This window comes from Candidatus Liberibacter americanus str. Sao Paulo (genome assembly GCF_000496595.1).
In the GTDB taxonomy this organism is placed as follows: Bacteria; Pseudomonadota; Alphaproteobacteria; order Rhizobiales; family Rhizobiaceae; genus Liberibacter; species Liberibacter americanus.
In genome coordinates, this window is sequence record NC_022793.1 from 490920 (window position 1) to 507354 (window position 16435).

Genomic DNA, 16435 nt, shown 5'->3' on the forward strand with positions numbered 1-16435 from the left:
TATAATTTTGTTGCACCATGGAGTGATATTATTGTGCATTGTAAAAATATTGATTTGTATAAAAAATTTGGTTTCAAGATAAAATCTATAAGCGATAATGCTCGGTTGGGAGAGATTACGACTCTTAGAGGAGTTATTAGAACTCCAGCATTTATGCCGGTTGGTACTTATGGAGCGGTTAAGGCTATGTATTTTGATCAAGTATGTGATTTAGGTGCAGACGTAATTTTAGGCAATGCATATCATTTAATGCTGCGGCCAGGTGCAGAGCGTATTGCTCGTTTAGGTGGTTTACATAATTTTATAGGTTGGTCCAAGCCTATATTGACAGATTCAGGTGGTTTTCAGGTTATGTCTCTTTCAAAATTATGTTCTGTAAAAGAAGAATGTATTAGTTTTAGAAGTCATATTGATGGTAGTTTACATCATCTATCTCCAGAAAGATCAATTGAAGTTCAGAATCTTCTTGGATCTGATATACAGATGCAGCTTGATGAATGTTTGGCATTACCAACTAGCTATAAAGAAATAAAGCGTGCGATGGAATTATCATTGATATGGGCAGAAAGATCTCTTGTTGCATTTGGAGATCAGCCAGGAAAAGCTATGTTTGGTATTGTTCAGGGTGGTGATAATATTGAACTTAGGACTTTTTCTGCTGAAAGACTGAAAGAATTAGATCTTAAAGGTTATGCAATTGGTGGTTTAGCAGTTGGAGAGCCACAAGAGGTTATGTTACATGTTTTATCTAATACCTTGCCCATTTTGCCTGTTGAAAAGCCGCGTTATTTAATGGGAGTGGGAACTCCAGATGATATTTTACAGTCTGTTAGCAAAGGTGTGGACATGTTTGATTGTGTTATGCCTACTCGTGCAGGAAGACATGGATTATCTTTTACTCGTTTTGGCAGAATAAATTTGCGAAATGCAAGGCATGCTGATGATATGCGGCCTTTAGATGATGAATCTAATTGTCCGGCATTACGTGATTATTCTCGTGCATATCTTCATCATCTTTTACGTGTTAATGAATCTTTGGCTGGAATGATTCTTTCCTGGGCTAATCTTGCTTATTATCAATATTTAATGGAGCAGATAAGAAATGCTATTGCTGAAGATTGTTTTGCAGACTTTATGATGAATACAAAAGAGGAGTGGAAAAAAGGCGATATTGCTCCCCTTACGTGAGAGATAAATTAGACATTTATTCTTCTTAGATATATTTATAAATATATAAAAAATAATATTTTTACTTTTATATACTTATCTTATTTAATAAGTAATGGAAAATATTAAAAAATCATTTGTATTAGTGTATTTGGATTAATTTTTTATAAGAATGTATAGTGCTAAATATATTGAATGTAATCTTATTTTTTATATTCTCTTAATTGTGTAGGGCCAAATATTGTTTCGAATGATTCTCTAATTAGAGAATCAATATGTTTGTTTGAATAGCAGCGCCCAAGTTTTTTTAGGCTTGTAACTCCAAATTGATTAATTCCACATGGAATAATTCCTTCATAATGGCTTAGATCTGGATCAATATTCATAGAGAAGCCATGAAATGTTACCCATTTGCGTATTTTTATGCCTATAGAAGCAATTTTTTCTTCAATATATTTTTCTTTTACTGTTTGATTTGGATGAGAAATCCAAATGCCTACGCGATCATCTCGTCTTTCTCCATTTATTCCTAATTTTTTTAAAGTTTGAATGATAACTTCTTCAAGAGAGGCGACAAAGCAACGTACATCTTGATTACGTTTTTTGAGATTGAGCATCACATAAACAATTCGTTGCCCTGGACCATGATAAGTATATCCTCCGCCGCGTCTTATATGATAAACGGGAAAACGTTTAGGAGAGAGTAGATCAGAAGAGTTGGAGCTGGCTCCAGCTGTATAAATTGGGGGATATTCAAGTAGCCATACTAGCTCTTCTTTATCGCCAGTGGAGATGAGTTGAGCTTCATGTTCCATTATTTGATGAGATTCTTCATAAGAAACAAGGTGATTTGTAACCCACCAACGAATAGGTGGAAGATCTTCCTTAGGGAACATCTTTATTTTTATATCGTTTCTTGACAAGCTCATTGTATAGAAAAAACCAATTTTGGTGCGGTCGAGAAGACTCGAACTTCCACAGGTTGCCCTACAGCGACCTCAACGCTGCGCGTATACCATTCCGCCACGACCGCTTTTATAACCCCATAATCTACTAACAGAAGCTAGTTATATAATAAACAAGTTAATATCATTTACAAGATAGTAACCTTATTATGCGGACATAAAGATTATTTTGACATCATAAAGTGAGCACATAATATTAAAATAAAGTGAGTACATAATATTGAAATAATGCATAATGTATTTATAGATAAAATAATATAAATATTACGCCAATAAAAACACTAAATATTACTGATTGAATTATTCTATTGCTCAAAATAGGAGTAATAGCCGTTGCTATTTTATATTATAATCAATTTATTGTATTTATAGTGTGAATACGTTAGATCAATATAATCATCTATCGTATAATAAATGGCATTATATAATTAATTCATTCATTTTAATTATTTAAAATATTTCTTCTTAAATAATTATAGTGAGAATAATTGCGCTATTTATATAGATTTTTCAAATAGTTCAACACTTCATTCGCATGACCTTTGACTTTTACATTATTCCATATTTTAGAAACAATCCCATTTTTATCAATTAATACAGTTGTCCTTTCCACACCCATATATTTTTTTCCAAACATGCTTTTTTCTTTCCAAACACCATATGCGTTTAAAGATATTTTGGATTCATCTGAAAGCAGTTTAATGGAAAGATCATGTTTTTTACAGAATTTATCATGACTTGTAATTGTATCTGGAGATATACCAATTACTACAGCAGATTCTTTTTTAAATTCATTATTTAATTTGCTAAAATCTATAGCCTCAGTGGTGCATCCAATCGTATCATCTTTAGGATAGAAATATAGCACTATTGTTGATCCTCTTAGTTCAGATAGTGTTATTTCTTTTCCACAAGTGCTTGGAAGAGTGAAATCAGGAGCATTATTGCCTAAGGATAAGTTTGTCATTGATCTTTCCCTTTGATTTAAATTTCATATATATTGCCATCATATTTATTTTTGCTAATGTATAAGTATAAGATATATCATAATTAAATTTTAGATTATATCCTATTTTACAAATATAACTATAAATATTGATATAAAATTGAGCACATAAACATAAAAATCTACATACATAGTATTTATAGCATGTGAATAAATAAATTAAAATAAGCATTTTTATATTAATAATAAAACCAAAGATATTCTGATTAATTAATAAAATTTCAAATTTTTAACAAAAAAATCCTTGCATGATATTAATATAAAATACATGTAATTTCATTTTTTGATATTTATAGATGATTGTTATATTAAAATATCAAATAAAAAAGATTTTAATTCAAAATATTTTTAGCTATCTAATTCCATTGTTTAATTGGAGTTTTGTTTATTTAGGGAGGATATTATTATGGGTTGTTTTAAATTGAGCGTTCATAATTAATTTTGTTATATAATTTTTATTTGCTGATATTTTTTATGGATTCATGTCATATATTTGAGTTATATTGATATTAATTCCTGATGTTTTATCAATATCATTTTCCATTTACACTACCATTTATTTTTTTTTCATCTTTGCTAGATTCATCTTTTATATTATTTATATTATCCTGTTTATTTCCTGTGTATAAAACATCACTTTTGATGAACGTTTCTTCTTCTCCAGTCAAATTATCAGTCGTTATAACAATAGGCTTATCTTTAATAATACTTTTCTCAATAGTATTAATTACTTTATGTCTGTTTTTATTTTTTTAGAATTTGAAATGGATTTTTCTTCTTTAATTATTATAATGGAATTGCTCTTTTTTACATTAGAATCAATCACTATCAATGAAGAAGCTTTTGCTGTATTCACGTTTGCTAGAACGCAAAGTACTACAGATAGATATAAATAACGCATATAAATTTCACATATATAAAAATATTTTTAATTTAAAAATTTAATTTACTAAATTTTACTTTACTAAATTTTACTTTACTAATTTTTACTTTACTAATTATTTTTTAAATTTTTATTAATAGCACTCAAGCCTATATCAGTGCGCCAGAAACCATTTTCCCACTTGATATCATTTATCATTTTATAGGCATTTTCTCTTGCTTCTTGAATAGTTTTACCTAGTGTGGTTGCTCCCAGTACTCTTCCTCCGTTGGCTACTAAACAATTATCAATTATTTTTGTTCCTGCATGAAATAATTTACTGTTTGCTTTTTCTTTTGGGATCGCTTCTATCTTTGATCCTTTAACATAATTATCGGGATATCCATTGGCTGCGACAACAACTGTCAGGGCATATTCTTTTAACCAATCTATTTCGGTATCTTCTAATTTTCCTTTTATACATGAAATAAAAATTTGCAATATATCACTTTTTAATCTCATCATCATTACTTGGCATTCAGGATCGCCGAAACGAACATTGTATTCAATTAGATATGGGCCTTTATCAGTGATCATAAGACCAGCAAATAGCACTCCCTTGAAAGGTGTACCTTCCTTTTTCATTCCATCAATTGTTGGATCTATAATTGATTTTATAATTTGAGAATATAATTCCTTTGATATTCCTGATGCAGGAGAATAAGCTCCCATTCCGCCAGTATTTTTCCCTTTATCACCATCTCCAACTCTTTTATGATCTCTAGCTGTTGCAAAAGGTATCGCAGTGTTACCATCACAGATTGCAAAAAAACTAATTTCAAATCCTTCTAGATATTCTTCTATTACTATTGTTGAATTGATTTGATTAAAGCATCTATCAATTGCAGCTAAGGCTTCATCTAAATTTGTTGCAACAACCACTCCTTTGCCGGCAAAAAGTCCATCAGCTTTTATAACAATAGGCATCTTTTGTTTTTTTACATAATCATTTGCCATTTTTTTATCTGAAAAATGACGATATTTTGCAGTAGGGATATCATATTTTTCACAGAAATTTTTGGTGAATGCTTTGGAAGCTTCAAGTTGAGCTGCTGCTTTTGAAGGTCCAAAAACATCAAATCCAGCAGCATTTAACTCGTCAGATATTCCATTTACTAATGGTAGTTCTGGACCTACAACTATTAGATCAATTCTTTTTTCCTGGCAAAACTTAACAATTGCAGCATTATCTTGTAAATCAATTGAAGCACATTGAGCGTGTTCTGCAATACCTGGATTGCCTGGTATAGACCATATCTCTGATAATAAAGGAGACTTAGATATCTTCCAAGCAAGAGCATGTTCTCTTCCACCAGAACCAATTAATAGAACTTTCAATATTTTATAAACCTCTTCCAAAAAAATAAATATTACTAACTGACATTTGTTAAGAACTCAAATATATTTTTAAACAATTTTTATCTTATAAATAACTATAACTTTATTGTAAATAATCATTCCGTAATATGCATTTAAAATCAATGTTCTTACATTAAAATCTACAATTAATGATTATTAATTTATCAGTTTTAATATTATTATTGTTGTTACAAGATTTAATTTTTTATTTATTGACATAAAATCGATACTAGTTATATAGTTTGTCAGGTAATGTGATAACATTTTTTAATTTCACCTAATGTATTCTTTTCGTGATAATCTTCGTCGTTTTATTATAAGTCATCCTGTTTATCCGTATGTTCAGTTAGCTCGTTGGGATCGACCAGTGGGCTGGCATTTATTGGCATGGCCATGTATTTGGTCTCTATTGCTTGCTGCTCATTCTCTTAAAGAGATAGAAATTTTTTCTTGGTTTGAGCTTATTAAGTATGTATTCCTTTGTATTATTGGTGCGATTGCTATGCGAGGAGCAGGATGTACTTGGAATGATATTGTAGATCAAGATATTGATTCAAAAGTTTTCCGAACAAAATCAAGGCCTTTGCCATCAGGAAAATGTAGTCGTTTTCAGGCATTTATTTTCTTATTATTACAGCTTTTAATTGGATTTTTTATATTAATTCAATTTAATTATTTTACAATTTTTTTAGGATGTATCTTATTATCTATCGTTGTATTATATCCTTTTAGCAAACGTTTTATGAAATGTCCTCAAATCGTCTTAAGCCTTTGTTTCTCAGGTGGAATTATTATAGGATGGTCGTCTATTTATGATTCTATATCTTTTGTTACTATTTTTCTTTATATAGGGGTAATGTTTTGGGTTATAGGATATGATACGATATATGCATATCAAGATATAGAAGATGATGAATTAATAGGGCTAGGTTCTACAGCTAGAGTTTTTGCTAATAATAGCAAATTATGGCTGTTTTTTTTATATGGACTGTTCATTTTCTCGTTGGTTGTTTCCTTTTATCTTATCAATGTGAATATTTTTGCTTGGATTGCGTTGTTAATTGTTTTTTGCGGTCTTATGAAACAAATTATTACTCTTGATATTTCTTGTCCAGATAGCTGTCTTATATCTTTTAAAGATAATGATATTTATGGTATGTGGCTTTGTTTTGGGTTGATTATTTCTTTAATTACTTGCTGATAAGTTTCAAGTTTTATTATTTAAAAAACGATACTTTTTATTTAATATACAATCAATTATGATCGAAAAAATAGATTATTATCTATTAATACTATAAGTACAACAAATTAATGAAATTAGGTTTTGATTTTTATATATATTTGAATATAAGGCAGGTTATTGGATAAATGAAATTTTATTCCGTAAAAGAAATTTTTTTGACTATTCAGGGAGAGGGCGCTCATGCAGGGCGTGTTTCTGTTTTTTGTCGATTTACTGGTTGTAATCTTTGGTCAGGAAGAGAAAAAGATCGATCTTCTGCAAAATGTCGATTTTGTGATACTGATTTTGTATCTATAGATGGAACTAAGGGAGGCAGTTATACCTCTGAAACTTTAGCTAATGCTATTTTATCAGAGTGGATTGGCGGCAAAGATAATCGTTATTGTGTTTTGACTGGCGGAGAGCCATTATTGCAGGTAGATACTCCATTGATTGATGCTTTGCATAAGCGTGATTTTAAAATTGCTATTGAAACTAATGGTACTATCAAAGCTCCTGAAGGAATTGATTGGATATGTGTTAGCCCTAAAGAAGGGTGTGATCTAAAAATTAAGACAGGGAATGAGTTAAAATTAGTATTTCCGCAGATAAATGCTCATCCAGATAATTATAGTATGTTTGATTTTGATAGATATTCATTGCAGCCGATGGATGGTTCGGATCTTGCAAAAAATACCAATCTAACAATAGAGTACTGTTCTAAAAATCCCAAATGGCGTGTCAGTATACAGATGCATAAACTTATAGGAGTGCGTTAGGTTATGTACTAAAAATAGTTTGATTTATTATTATGTTAAGATCGTCAATATTTGTTATGAATAATTTTTAAAAAATTATTAATTTAAAAACTTTTAATAGTTATGATTTATCATATTGTGTAATTTTATTATGCCAAATATCTGCATTATTATGTGATTTTTAGTGTGATTTCTTACTATTTAAGGTTTATTTTGGCTGATAGTAATTTTTATACCCAGCCTTTTAATTCATTGCGGATTATTTTTTCTAAAAGATCTATGCTTGTATCACTACTATTAAGGCATGGGATATATGTAAATTTTTCACCGCCATTATTCATAAAAATTTCTTTTACTTCATGTGCAATTTCAAACTTTGTTTCTAGACAATCAGAAGAAAAACCAGGAGTAATGATAGCAATTCTTTTTATTCCATTACGAGCTAATTGTTCCACTGTTTTATCGGTATAAGGTTGAAGCCATTCAGATGGTCCAAAACGTGATTGAAAGCTGAATCTAAAATTTTCATCTGATAATGATAAAGATTCTTTTAGAAGACGTGCTGTTTTACGACAGTGACAGCTATATGGATCTCCTTTTAGAAAATAAGAAATTGGCATGCCGTGGAATGATGTTATTAGTATTTCTGGTTGCCATTCAATAGATTCCAAGTGTTCTCTTACTGATTTATTCAATGCGGCAATATAATATGGATTATCATAATATGGAGGAATAGCTCTTATGCTTGGAATCCAACGCATATGCATCATTTTTTTAAAAACTTTATCTTGTGCAGTTGCTGTTGTAGCCGCTGAATATTGTGGATAAAGCGGGAATATAACAATTCGATCGCAACCTTGCTTTTTTAGATTATCAATAGTGTTATCTATTGATGGTTTTCCATATCTCATTGCCCATTCAACTACTGCATAAGGTATATCTTTTAATCTTTTAGATAATCCGATTGCCTGATTGCGAGTATGTGTTTTAAGTATGCTTTCATTCTCCTTTTTATTCCAAATTTTAGCATAATAATATTTTATTTTATGTGGTCTTATGTTAAGAATTATGCCAAATAGAATTGGCAGCCATTGCCATCTTGGTAATTCAATTACTCGTTTGTCTAGTAGAAATTCTTTTAGATATCGACGTAATGAAAAAAAGTCATATCCATCTGGTGTTCCTAGATTGAGTATTAAAACTCCAATTTTCCCAAATTTAACGTCATAATTAGCGTGAGGATTATAATCTTCAGGTTCGCTCATATGATAAAATCCAAATTTGTAGTTTTTTCAATTTAATCATTAAATAATAATTTCTTTTCTAATGTTATCTTTTAAAGATGGCAAAAATAGTTTTTGAAACATATTCTCATTAAAAGAATATTTTATGATTTAGATGTTTAATCTCTACCAAGATGTTTCTTGAGTATCAAGTTTAATATCTATCATATTTTTATATGATGGAATTTATTTGCAATAAATTACTAGATATATTGTATTTGATATTAGAAAATCATAAATGAAATAAATAATTTAAAAGCTATATCTATCAGAATTACTCGTAAAATATAATTGATGTAGGAGGGGCACTAGGATCATCGGGCAAAGATGGAAGATCTTCATGTGATTTATCAGGATGCATTGGTTGTTCAGTTAAATGTGTTCTTTCAAGATAAAATTGTCCTTTGGTTTGAGAAATGCACCACATCATGTATTTTTTTGTCAATTTGCATTTAATCTTTTCAGAAGTTTTTCGTATCAAAGAAGTTAGGCTTATTTCTATATTTTGAGCAGAGTTATAATTATAAAATCCTGTCGCCAAAACCGTATTAGATCCATCTGTAGAGATAGTTTTGAATGTGCCATCATTTTGAAAATATGATACAATGCCTTTTCTATCTTCCCAATAACCTGTTATTTCATGTCTAGATAATTCTTTATCCTCATTTATGTTGATTATACTGCATGATCCTATAATAAATATAATAGGCATAAGCTGTAAAAATAACCTTGTTTTCATTATTAACCACATCTCCTGAGAATAAAATGATATTTTTATCATTTTAAACATGTAAAAACGATACTTACATTAATATAAGCATATATTAATATATTGATTCTATTCAAAATCACAACTATATTATATAAACAATAGTCAGTATATCGTATTTATACTATTATATAGTTAAATACACTAAGCAATATGAGGAATATAATTCGAAAATATTATTGGGAATGGAAAAAACACAAAAAATACTACGAAATTATTAAGATAGGCGATATGAATTATCATAACGCTAATCAGGCAAAAAGGTATAAATACTTTAATCCACCATGAAAACTGTTCGTCCATAAAAAAACATGTTATTAGCGTTGCTATTATAACAAACACATCAATTGCAATACAAAAATATTTAATCATTCTATCATATATTCTCCATCTAATAACTACTATATACTATATTGTTCTAACAATTTGGTATTATAATGCAATGTTTATTGACTATAATACAATATTATTTGAAATAATGTATATTTGTTTAACTATAAGTTTTTATCTGATTTTATTACAAATAATATACAAGATATGATAATCAAATATTTGTAACTTTATAGATATAAGATCATATAAGATATTCTGCCAAATTTCATATAGCAAATCTACTTTTAAGAAGGCATTCTTCATATTCTGCTTCAGCATTAGATTCGTAAGTTACTGCTCCTCCTACATTAAGGATTGCTCTATTGTCTGGAAAAAGAGTTATAGTACGAATAGCAACAGAAAAACGCATTGTCGATGTTGGAGAAATAAAACCTATCGCTCCACAATAGATGCCACGAGGTGTTTCTTCTAGCTGTTGGAGAACTTGCATTGATTTTATTTTTGGAACTCCTGTAATTGATCCGCATGGAAATAATGCAGAGAAAATATCCTTTATCTTCAAATTAGGAGATATTTTGCCGCAAACACCGCTTATCATTTGGTGTAGAGTATTATAACTTTCTATTTCAAATAAAGAGTGAGTATTTACTGTTCCTGGAATGCAAATACGTGCTATATCATTACGCAGTAAGTCAATAATCATTATATTTTCAGATAAATTTTTATTTTCTTTTTTAAAATTATCAATTATTTTTTGATCTTCTTCAAAATTTTTTCCACGAGGCGCTGTTCCTTTCATGGGCCTTGTTTCAATTATTCCTTTATCGTTTATATAGAAAAATAATTCTGGTGAACGAGATAATATAATTGGCTCTTGCAAAGATACTAAACTACCATAACGAACAGGTTGTTTTTCAATTAGTGAACAGAAGGCTATTAAAGGATCTCCTAACCATTCTGCTGTGATTGGAAAAGTTATATTTCCTTGATAACAGTTACCACATCGTAAATTTTGATAGAATTGTTCAAATTTTCTTTTATATAGTTTATAATCCCAAGATATCTGCGGATTATGCAAAAAATATTTTTGCTTCTTATAAATATGAGGCAAAAGAATGTCTTCTTTAGAAGGTGGAGAATTAAACACTCCAAAGCAAATCAATGGAATATCTTGTCTAGGTTTGAAAAGATGTTTTAGGCTCTTATTTAATAGAAAGCCGGCTTCGTAAGATATATAACCTGCTAACCATTTTCCTTTTATGCGAGCTTCTTCCATCTTAGCAAAAGATGGATAAAACTCTCTTTCATTGCGTGCACATATGATGTCTACGGGATCAGAAAAAAGCAGTAAATCTTTTTTCCAATCATCCCGAAATAGTATAAACGGTGAACCATTTTTCATTTAAGATAACATAATCTAATATTGAATAATCACATCTTTTCAATATCATCAATCATTCGTTCAACCGCATGTAATCCTCTATCCCAAAAATCTGTATCATTTAGATTAATATTAAAAGGACGTAGAAGTTCTGAATGATGTTTTGAATTTCCTGCACGCAAAATATCAAGATATTTTTCTTGAAATTGATTTACTGTATTTTCTTTATATATCTCGTATAACGAATTCACTAAACAATTACCAAATGCATATGAATAAACATAAAAAGGTACATTGATAAAGTGTGGAATCATCATCCATGAATTCTCAAATCCTGTATCATCAAGCTCAAAGTCAGGTCCAAGTGCTTCTTTTTGGGTTTCAAGCCATATCGCATTAATTTGCGCAGTAGGCAAACTTCCAGTTGCACGACGAGCTTTATGTAATCTGAGTTCAAAATCGTAAAGAGCAATCTGACGTATAATAGTACTAATTGAATCTTCAACTTTTTTTGCAAGTAAAGTCTTAACTTCTTTTTTATCAGATATAGATCTCATTAAAAAATCAAAAGTCAATGTTTCTCCAAAAACAGAAGCAGTTTCTGACAATACTAAAGAAGAATCAGACATTAAAGCCCCTTGATGCTGTGCAGCAAGTACTTGATGAATAGCATGACCTGTCTCATGAGATAATGTCATTACATCTCTTAATTTCCCAGCATAATTTAATAAAACATATGGATGAGATGATGGAACTGTAGGATGAGAAAACGCTCCAGATGCTTTCCCTTCATATTGTGGTGCATCAATCCATTTATTAACAAACATTTTCTCTGCAATTTCAGACATCTTAGGAGAAAAATTAGAATACGCTTTAAGAGAGATTTCTTTTGCTTTATCGAAGCTGATAATCGTTTCTTTTTCTTCTGGAATAGGGGCGTAACGATCCCAAAAATTTAGCTTATCTAATTTAAGCCATTTCTTTTTCATAGCATAATATCTATGAGATATTTTGGGATAATAGTTCTTTACAGATTTAACGAGTGAGTCTATCACAGCTGGTTCAATATTATTTTCTAGATGACGACTATCCGCAATATTATCGTATTTTCTCCACTTATCTTGTATCTCGTCTTCTTTTGCAATGCTATTGGTAATGAACGTAAAAATGTAGCCACTTTTATTAAAAGTTTTTGATATGGCTTTCCCTGATTTTTCGCGAATACTTCTATCTGGACTGAGAAGCAAATTTAATGCTTTTTCAAGTGGTAATTTTTGGTCATCCACTTTAAATCTGAGAGATTCAATTGTTTCAGAAAAAAACATTTTTATGGGATTTAGTCCTGTTTGCGACATATCTGACATTAGACATTCTAAATCATTTGATAATAAGTGTTTTTTGAGTTTTCTGACATTTTTTATCCAAGGAGAATATTTAAGTGCCAAACTATCATTTGAATATGATTTTTCTAGATTATTATCATCTATATTGTTAATTTCTAATGCAAAAAAAATCAGTTGATTATTTACAAGGGAAAGTTTTGCTATGGTATCTGTATAAAATTTACTGATTTCTGGATTAGACATATTGCAACTATGCAGTAGATAAGCATATGAAATAACGCGTCCAATAATATCATATAATCTTTCATATTCGGCAATTGCAGCTCCAAGTCCATTGCATTCATTTAGATTTGTGGCATTTAATAGATTATTTTCCCAGCGTGTCTTAAAAGCTAAACTCTCTTGATCAATGCGCTTAATATCGTTTAAAATTTCTTGGCTATCGTGAGATGGATAAAGATCATTTAAATTCCATCTGGGTAATTCCCCTAATTTTTTTTTGCAGTCATTTTTATTATCAATTGATAATTTTGGGTTTAAAAATAAATTATAAGCAATATATTGTCGCCGAAAATCTATCATTTTTTATATCCTCTTGATTTTTTAAAATAATATTTACGAGAATAAATATTATATAAGTTGTGGCAACCTAATTAAAATTATATATAATTGCAATACTATTCCTAGAATAGACTAATGATATCTGATTTTAATAAAATTATATCATAAAATCCAATAAGATTTTCAGCTCTATTTAGTAAACTACATTTATTGTTTACTAAATAGAGAAAATGCTAAAGAATGCCTAAGAAAGAAATTATAGATTATCGCAAGCGTTTATTGATTATAGATAAAGATTATGAACAGTATAATTTATTCAGAAGTCGTATAGAAGATTGTGGATATGATATTAGTGTATTAGGTTCGTTACGAGCATGTTATGATGTTTCAAATTATGCTGATATAAATACTATTTTTTTTAGTCTTATGAACTTTGGAGAAAATGCTACACTTATTTTAAAATACATTTTGGGAATTGATCTTGATGTTCCAATAATTATTCAAACAGATTATAATTGCCTTAAATTGCTTATAAATTCTTCCCAAAGTAATATTTATAATTTTTTTTCTAATCCAGTTTCATCAGATCAAATTGTTGATTCCATACTATCTGTTTTGGATTGGTACAGATTATCTTATATAAATGAAATAGAAAATGAATCTCTATCCTTGGATTCATTGATTGCTGTCAATCCTGCCATGATTAGAGTAATTAATTTAGCACGTATGGCTGCAGAATGCAAAACACCGATTATGATAGAAGGGGAATTTGGTGTTGGGAAAAAAACTTTAGCACGTTCTATTCATATATCGAGTTCACGTTCTGATTATCCTTTTATAATTGTTAATTGTAGGGTGATTGATGAAAATAAAATTGAAAAATTTTTATTCGGTGACATTGATTGTAAACTTCATAATCCTGGGAAATTTATTGAAGCTAATGGTGGGACGATTTTTTTTGATGAAGTGCAAGCATTGCCTATAAAAACACAAGAGAAGATTTGTAATTTTATCAATACAGGTAGAATTGACTGCAGTTATTATCAAAATAAAACCAAGTTAAATGTTCGCCTTATTTTTTCAATAAATAAAAAATTGTTGTCAGAAGTTACTATTGATCCATTTTTTAAAGACTTTTATTACAAGATTAGCTCTTTTATTATAAAGGTTCCTGCATTATGCAATCGTCGTGAAGATATTCCATGGTTAGCACGATTTTTTTTAAAACGTTTTTGTATACAGCATAAAATAAATAGCATTAATTTTACAAATGAGGCATTGTCCACATTAATATCTTATGATTGGCCTGATAATGTCAAAGAACTTGAGCATATTGTATTTCAATCCGTAATTTCTAGTGAAAGTTTACAAATTACAGAAGATAATTTATCTAAGTTAATGTTATTGTATGATAATGAAAAAGCTAAAGATAACTTAAAAACTTTAAATAATTCTAACATAATATCCTCTCAGAATAGCACTAATTTTTCAAATGATGCTATATTAACTTCTCAATATAGCATTATGGTAATTAATAAAGAAGGAGAAATTCGTAGCATATCTGATATTGAAAAAGAAGTAATTCAGTTGGCAATGAAATTATATCAAGAACATATGAGCGAAGTTGCGAGGAGGCTTGGTATAGGAAGATCTACACTTTATCGTAAGATTAGAGAGTATGGTATTTAATTCTATAATATTTCTTCTTAAATATAATTTTTATAATAATTACAACATTTGTTTACTGTATAAATACAGTAAACAAATGTTCATAGTATTGCAGGAATTTAGATGATGCAATGTTCATAAATTACTATGAACTTGGCTTATTGGGAATAATTAGCAATAAATGTTAGTATTGCTAATTATCTTTGATTGAATTTATATGCCAAAATTAGTTCCATATATCATATATTTTAAATAATATAAAAATACTGGTTGAGAAAATTTACGTAAATTTTAAATTTAACTAGGATAAAGCATATTTTCAGGTTTAACAATTAGATCGTACTCTGCATCAGAGACTAGTCCACTAGCTATAGCTTCTTCTTTTAATGTTGTTCCGTTAACATGAGCTTTTTTGGCTATCATAGCAGATTTATCATATCCTATTTTAGATGTTAATGCAGTAACTAGCATCAATGATTTATTTAGAGAATTTTTGATGTTTTCTGTGCGTGCTTGGAGACCAGATATGCAGTTATTATCAAAAGATTCCACTGAGTCGCTTAAAAGTTGTATTGATTGCAGCGCATTATAAGCAATCATTGGCTTATAAACATTGAGTTCGAAATGTCCTTGAGTGTTAGCAAAGGTAATCGCTGCATGATTCCCAAAAATATGTGCACAAACTTGTGTTAAAGCTTCACACTGAGTTGGATTAACTTTTCCTGGCATGATAGATGATCCAGGTTCATTTTCAGGAAGTGCTAGCTCCCCAAGTCCAGAACGTGGGCCTGATCCTAGAAAACGAATATCATTTGCTATTTTAAAAATAGATGTAGCTGCTGTATTTATTGCTCCATGACAAAAAGTAATGGCATCATGAGTGGCTAGTGCTTCAAATTTATTTGGTGCTGTGACGAATGGTAATCCTGTAATTTTTCTTATATTTTTAGCAATTTTTTCAGCAAAGCCAACAGGAGAGTTAAGGCCAGTTCCTACTGCTGTGCCTCCTTGTGCTAGTTCATATAGACCACTTAAAGTCATTTCGATGCGTTTAATTGAGTTTTTTACTTGTGTAGCATAGCCTGAAAACTCTTGGCCTAAAGTTAAAGGAGTGGCGTCTTGAGTATGAGTTCTTCCTATTTTGATAATATCTTGAAATTCAAATACTTTTTTTTGTAGAGACTCGTGTAATTTGCGAAGAGTTGGCAATAATCGATGATTTATTCGTTCTGCACATGCTATGTGTATTGCTGTTGGATACGTATCGTTTGATGATTGTGATAAATTAACATGATCATTGGGATGGACTGGGTCTTTTGAACCAATAATTCCTCCTAGTATTTCTATGGCGCGATTAGATATTACCTCGTTAACATTCATATTAGATTGGGTTCCGGAACCTGTCTGCCAAACAACCAAAGGAAAATGCTCATCCAATTTGCCGCTTATAACTTCTTCTGATGCTTTTATTATTGCTTTTCCAATTTTTGGATCAAGCTTTCCTAATTCCATATTAACATGTGCTGCTGCTTTTTTTATAATACCGAGTGCGCGTATTATTGCGATTGGTTGTCTTTCATCTCCAATTTTAAAATTTTCTAAAGAACGTTGAGCTTGAGCTCCCCAGTAGCGACTTTCTTCCACTTCAATAGTGCCAAAGCTATCTTTTTCAGTTCTAATATTGATCATTTTTATTAT

General features: G+C 29.8%; 13 protein-coding genes and 1 tRNA gene. 5 read left to right on the plus strand and 9 right to left on the minus strand.

Annotated elements, in window-relative coordinates; all coding sequences use genetic code 11:
* The first annotated feature begins 54 nt into the window (after nucleotides 1–54).
* A complete protein-coding gene (tgt, locus tag LAM_RS02095) occupies nucleotides 55–1188 on the plus strand; it encodes a tRNA guanosine(34) transglycosylase Tgt (protein ID WP_007557187.1) in 1134 nt (377 codons plus the stop codon).
* Between the two features lie 182 nt (nucleotides 1189–1370).
* On the opposite strand, the gene lipB is transcribed toward tgt, so the two are convergent.
* The 3 genes from lipB to bcp form a co-directional block, all read right to left on the minus strand.
* A complete protein-coding gene (gene lipB / locus LAM_RS02100) occupies nucleotides 1371–2096 on the minus strand; it encodes a lipoyl(octanoyl) transferase LipB (RefSeq protein WP_040055884.1) in 726 nt (241 codons plus the stop codon).
* A gap of 20 nt (nucleotides 2097–2116) precedes the next feature.
* Nucleotides 2117–2200, minus strand: a tRNA-Leu gene (locus LAM_RS02105).
* Between the two features lie 425 nt (nucleotides 2201–2625).
* The gene (bcp, locus tag LAM_RS02110) at nucleotides 2626–3099 is read right to left on the minus strand and encodes a thioredoxin-dependent thiol peroxidase (protein ID WP_007557189.1); all 474 of its coding nucleotides are present in this window, start codon (nucleotides 3097–3099) and stop codon (nucleotides 2626–2628) included.
* A gap of 773 nt (nucleotides 3100–3872) precedes the next feature.
* Between bcp and LAM_RS05350 the strand changes: the two genes are divergently transcribed.
* Nucleotides 3873–4034: a hypothetical protein gene (locus LAM_RS05350; protein WP_187287998.1), complete on the plus strand. Its 162-nt coding sequence runs from the start codon at nucleotides 3873–3875 to the stop codon at nucleotides 4032–4034.
* Nucleotides 4035–4132: 98 nt separating this feature from the next.
* Here the strand turns inward: LAM_RS05350 and purD are convergent, their stop codons facing one another.
* Nucleotides 4133–5398, minus strand: a complete 1266-nt coding sequence (gene purD / locus LAM_RS02115; protein WP_007557191.1) for a phosphoribosylamine--glycine ligase — start codon at nucleotides 5396–5398, stop codon at nucleotides 4133–4135.
* A gap of 301 nt (nucleotides 5399–5699) precedes the next feature.
* Here purD and ubiA point away from each other — a divergent pair, with 301 nt between their 5' ends.
* Nucleotides 5700–6620, plus strand: a complete 921-nt coding sequence (gene ubiA / locus LAM_RS02120) for a 4-hydroxybenzoate octaprenyltransferase (protein ID WP_007557192.1) — start codon at nucleotides 5700–5702, stop codon at nucleotides 6618–6620.
* A 167-nt stretch (nucleotides 6621–6787) separates the two neighbouring features.
* Nucleotides 6788–7420 (plus strand): 7-carboxy-7-deazaguanine synthase, encoded by a 633-nt coding sequence (queE, locus tag LAM_RS02125; RefSeq protein ID WP_007557193.1) that lies wholly within the window; start codon nucleotides 6788–6790, stop codon nucleotides 7418–7420.
* Nucleotides 7421–7629: 209 nt separating this feature from the next.
* Here the strand turns inward: queE and hemH are convergent, their stop codons facing one another.
* The 4 genes from hemH to LAM_RS02150 all read right to left on the minus strand — a co-directional run bounded on the left by hemH (nucleotide 7630) and on the right by LAM_RS02150 (nucleotide 13090).
* Nucleotides 7630–8664: a ferrochelatase gene (hemH, locus tag LAM_RS02130; protein ID WP_007557194.1), complete on the minus strand. Its 1035-nt coding sequence runs from the start codon at nucleotides 8662–8664 to the stop codon at nucleotides 7630–7632.
* Nucleotides 8665–8956: 292 nt separating this feature from the next.
* Nucleotides 8957–9421 carry an Omp10 family outer membrane lipoprotein gene (locus LAM_RS02135; RefSeq protein ID WP_007557195.1) on the minus strand — a complete coding sequence of 155 codons (465 nt, stop codon included), beginning with the start codon at nucleotides 9419–9421 and terminating at the stop codon, nucleotides 8957–8959.
* 628 nt (nucleotides 9422–10049) lie between these two features.
* Complete coding sequence (locus LAM_RS02145; protein WP_007557197.1) at nucleotides 10050–11186, minus strand: aminodeoxychorismate synthase component I; 1137 nt, start codon at nucleotides 11184–11186, stop codon at nucleotides 10050–10052.
* A gap of 29 nt (nucleotides 11187–11215) precedes the next feature.
* Entirely contained in the window at nucleotides 11216–13090 is a 1875-nt protein-coding gene (locus LAM_RS02150; RefSeq protein WP_007557198.1) for a M3 family oligoendopeptidase, read from the minus strand.
* A gap of 219 nt (nucleotides 13091–13309) precedes the next feature.
* Between LAM_RS02150 and LAM_RS02155 the strand changes: the two genes are divergently transcribed.
* Nucleotides 13310–14758: a sigma-54-dependent transcriptional regulator gene (locus LAM_RS02155; RefSeq protein ID WP_007557199.1), complete on the plus strand. Its 1449-nt coding sequence runs from the start codon at nucleotides 13310–13312 to the stop codon at nucleotides 14756–14758.
* 276 nt (nucleotides 14759–15034) lie between these two features.
* Here the strand turns inward: LAM_RS02155 and fumC are convergent, their stop codons facing one another.
* Complete coding sequence (gene fumC / locus LAM_RS02160) at nucleotides 15035–16426, minus strand: class II fumarate hydratase (protein ID WP_007557200.1); 1392 nt, start codon at nucleotides 16424–16426, stop codon at nucleotides 15035–15037.
* Between the last annotated feature and the right edge of the window lie 9 nt (nucleotides 16427–16435).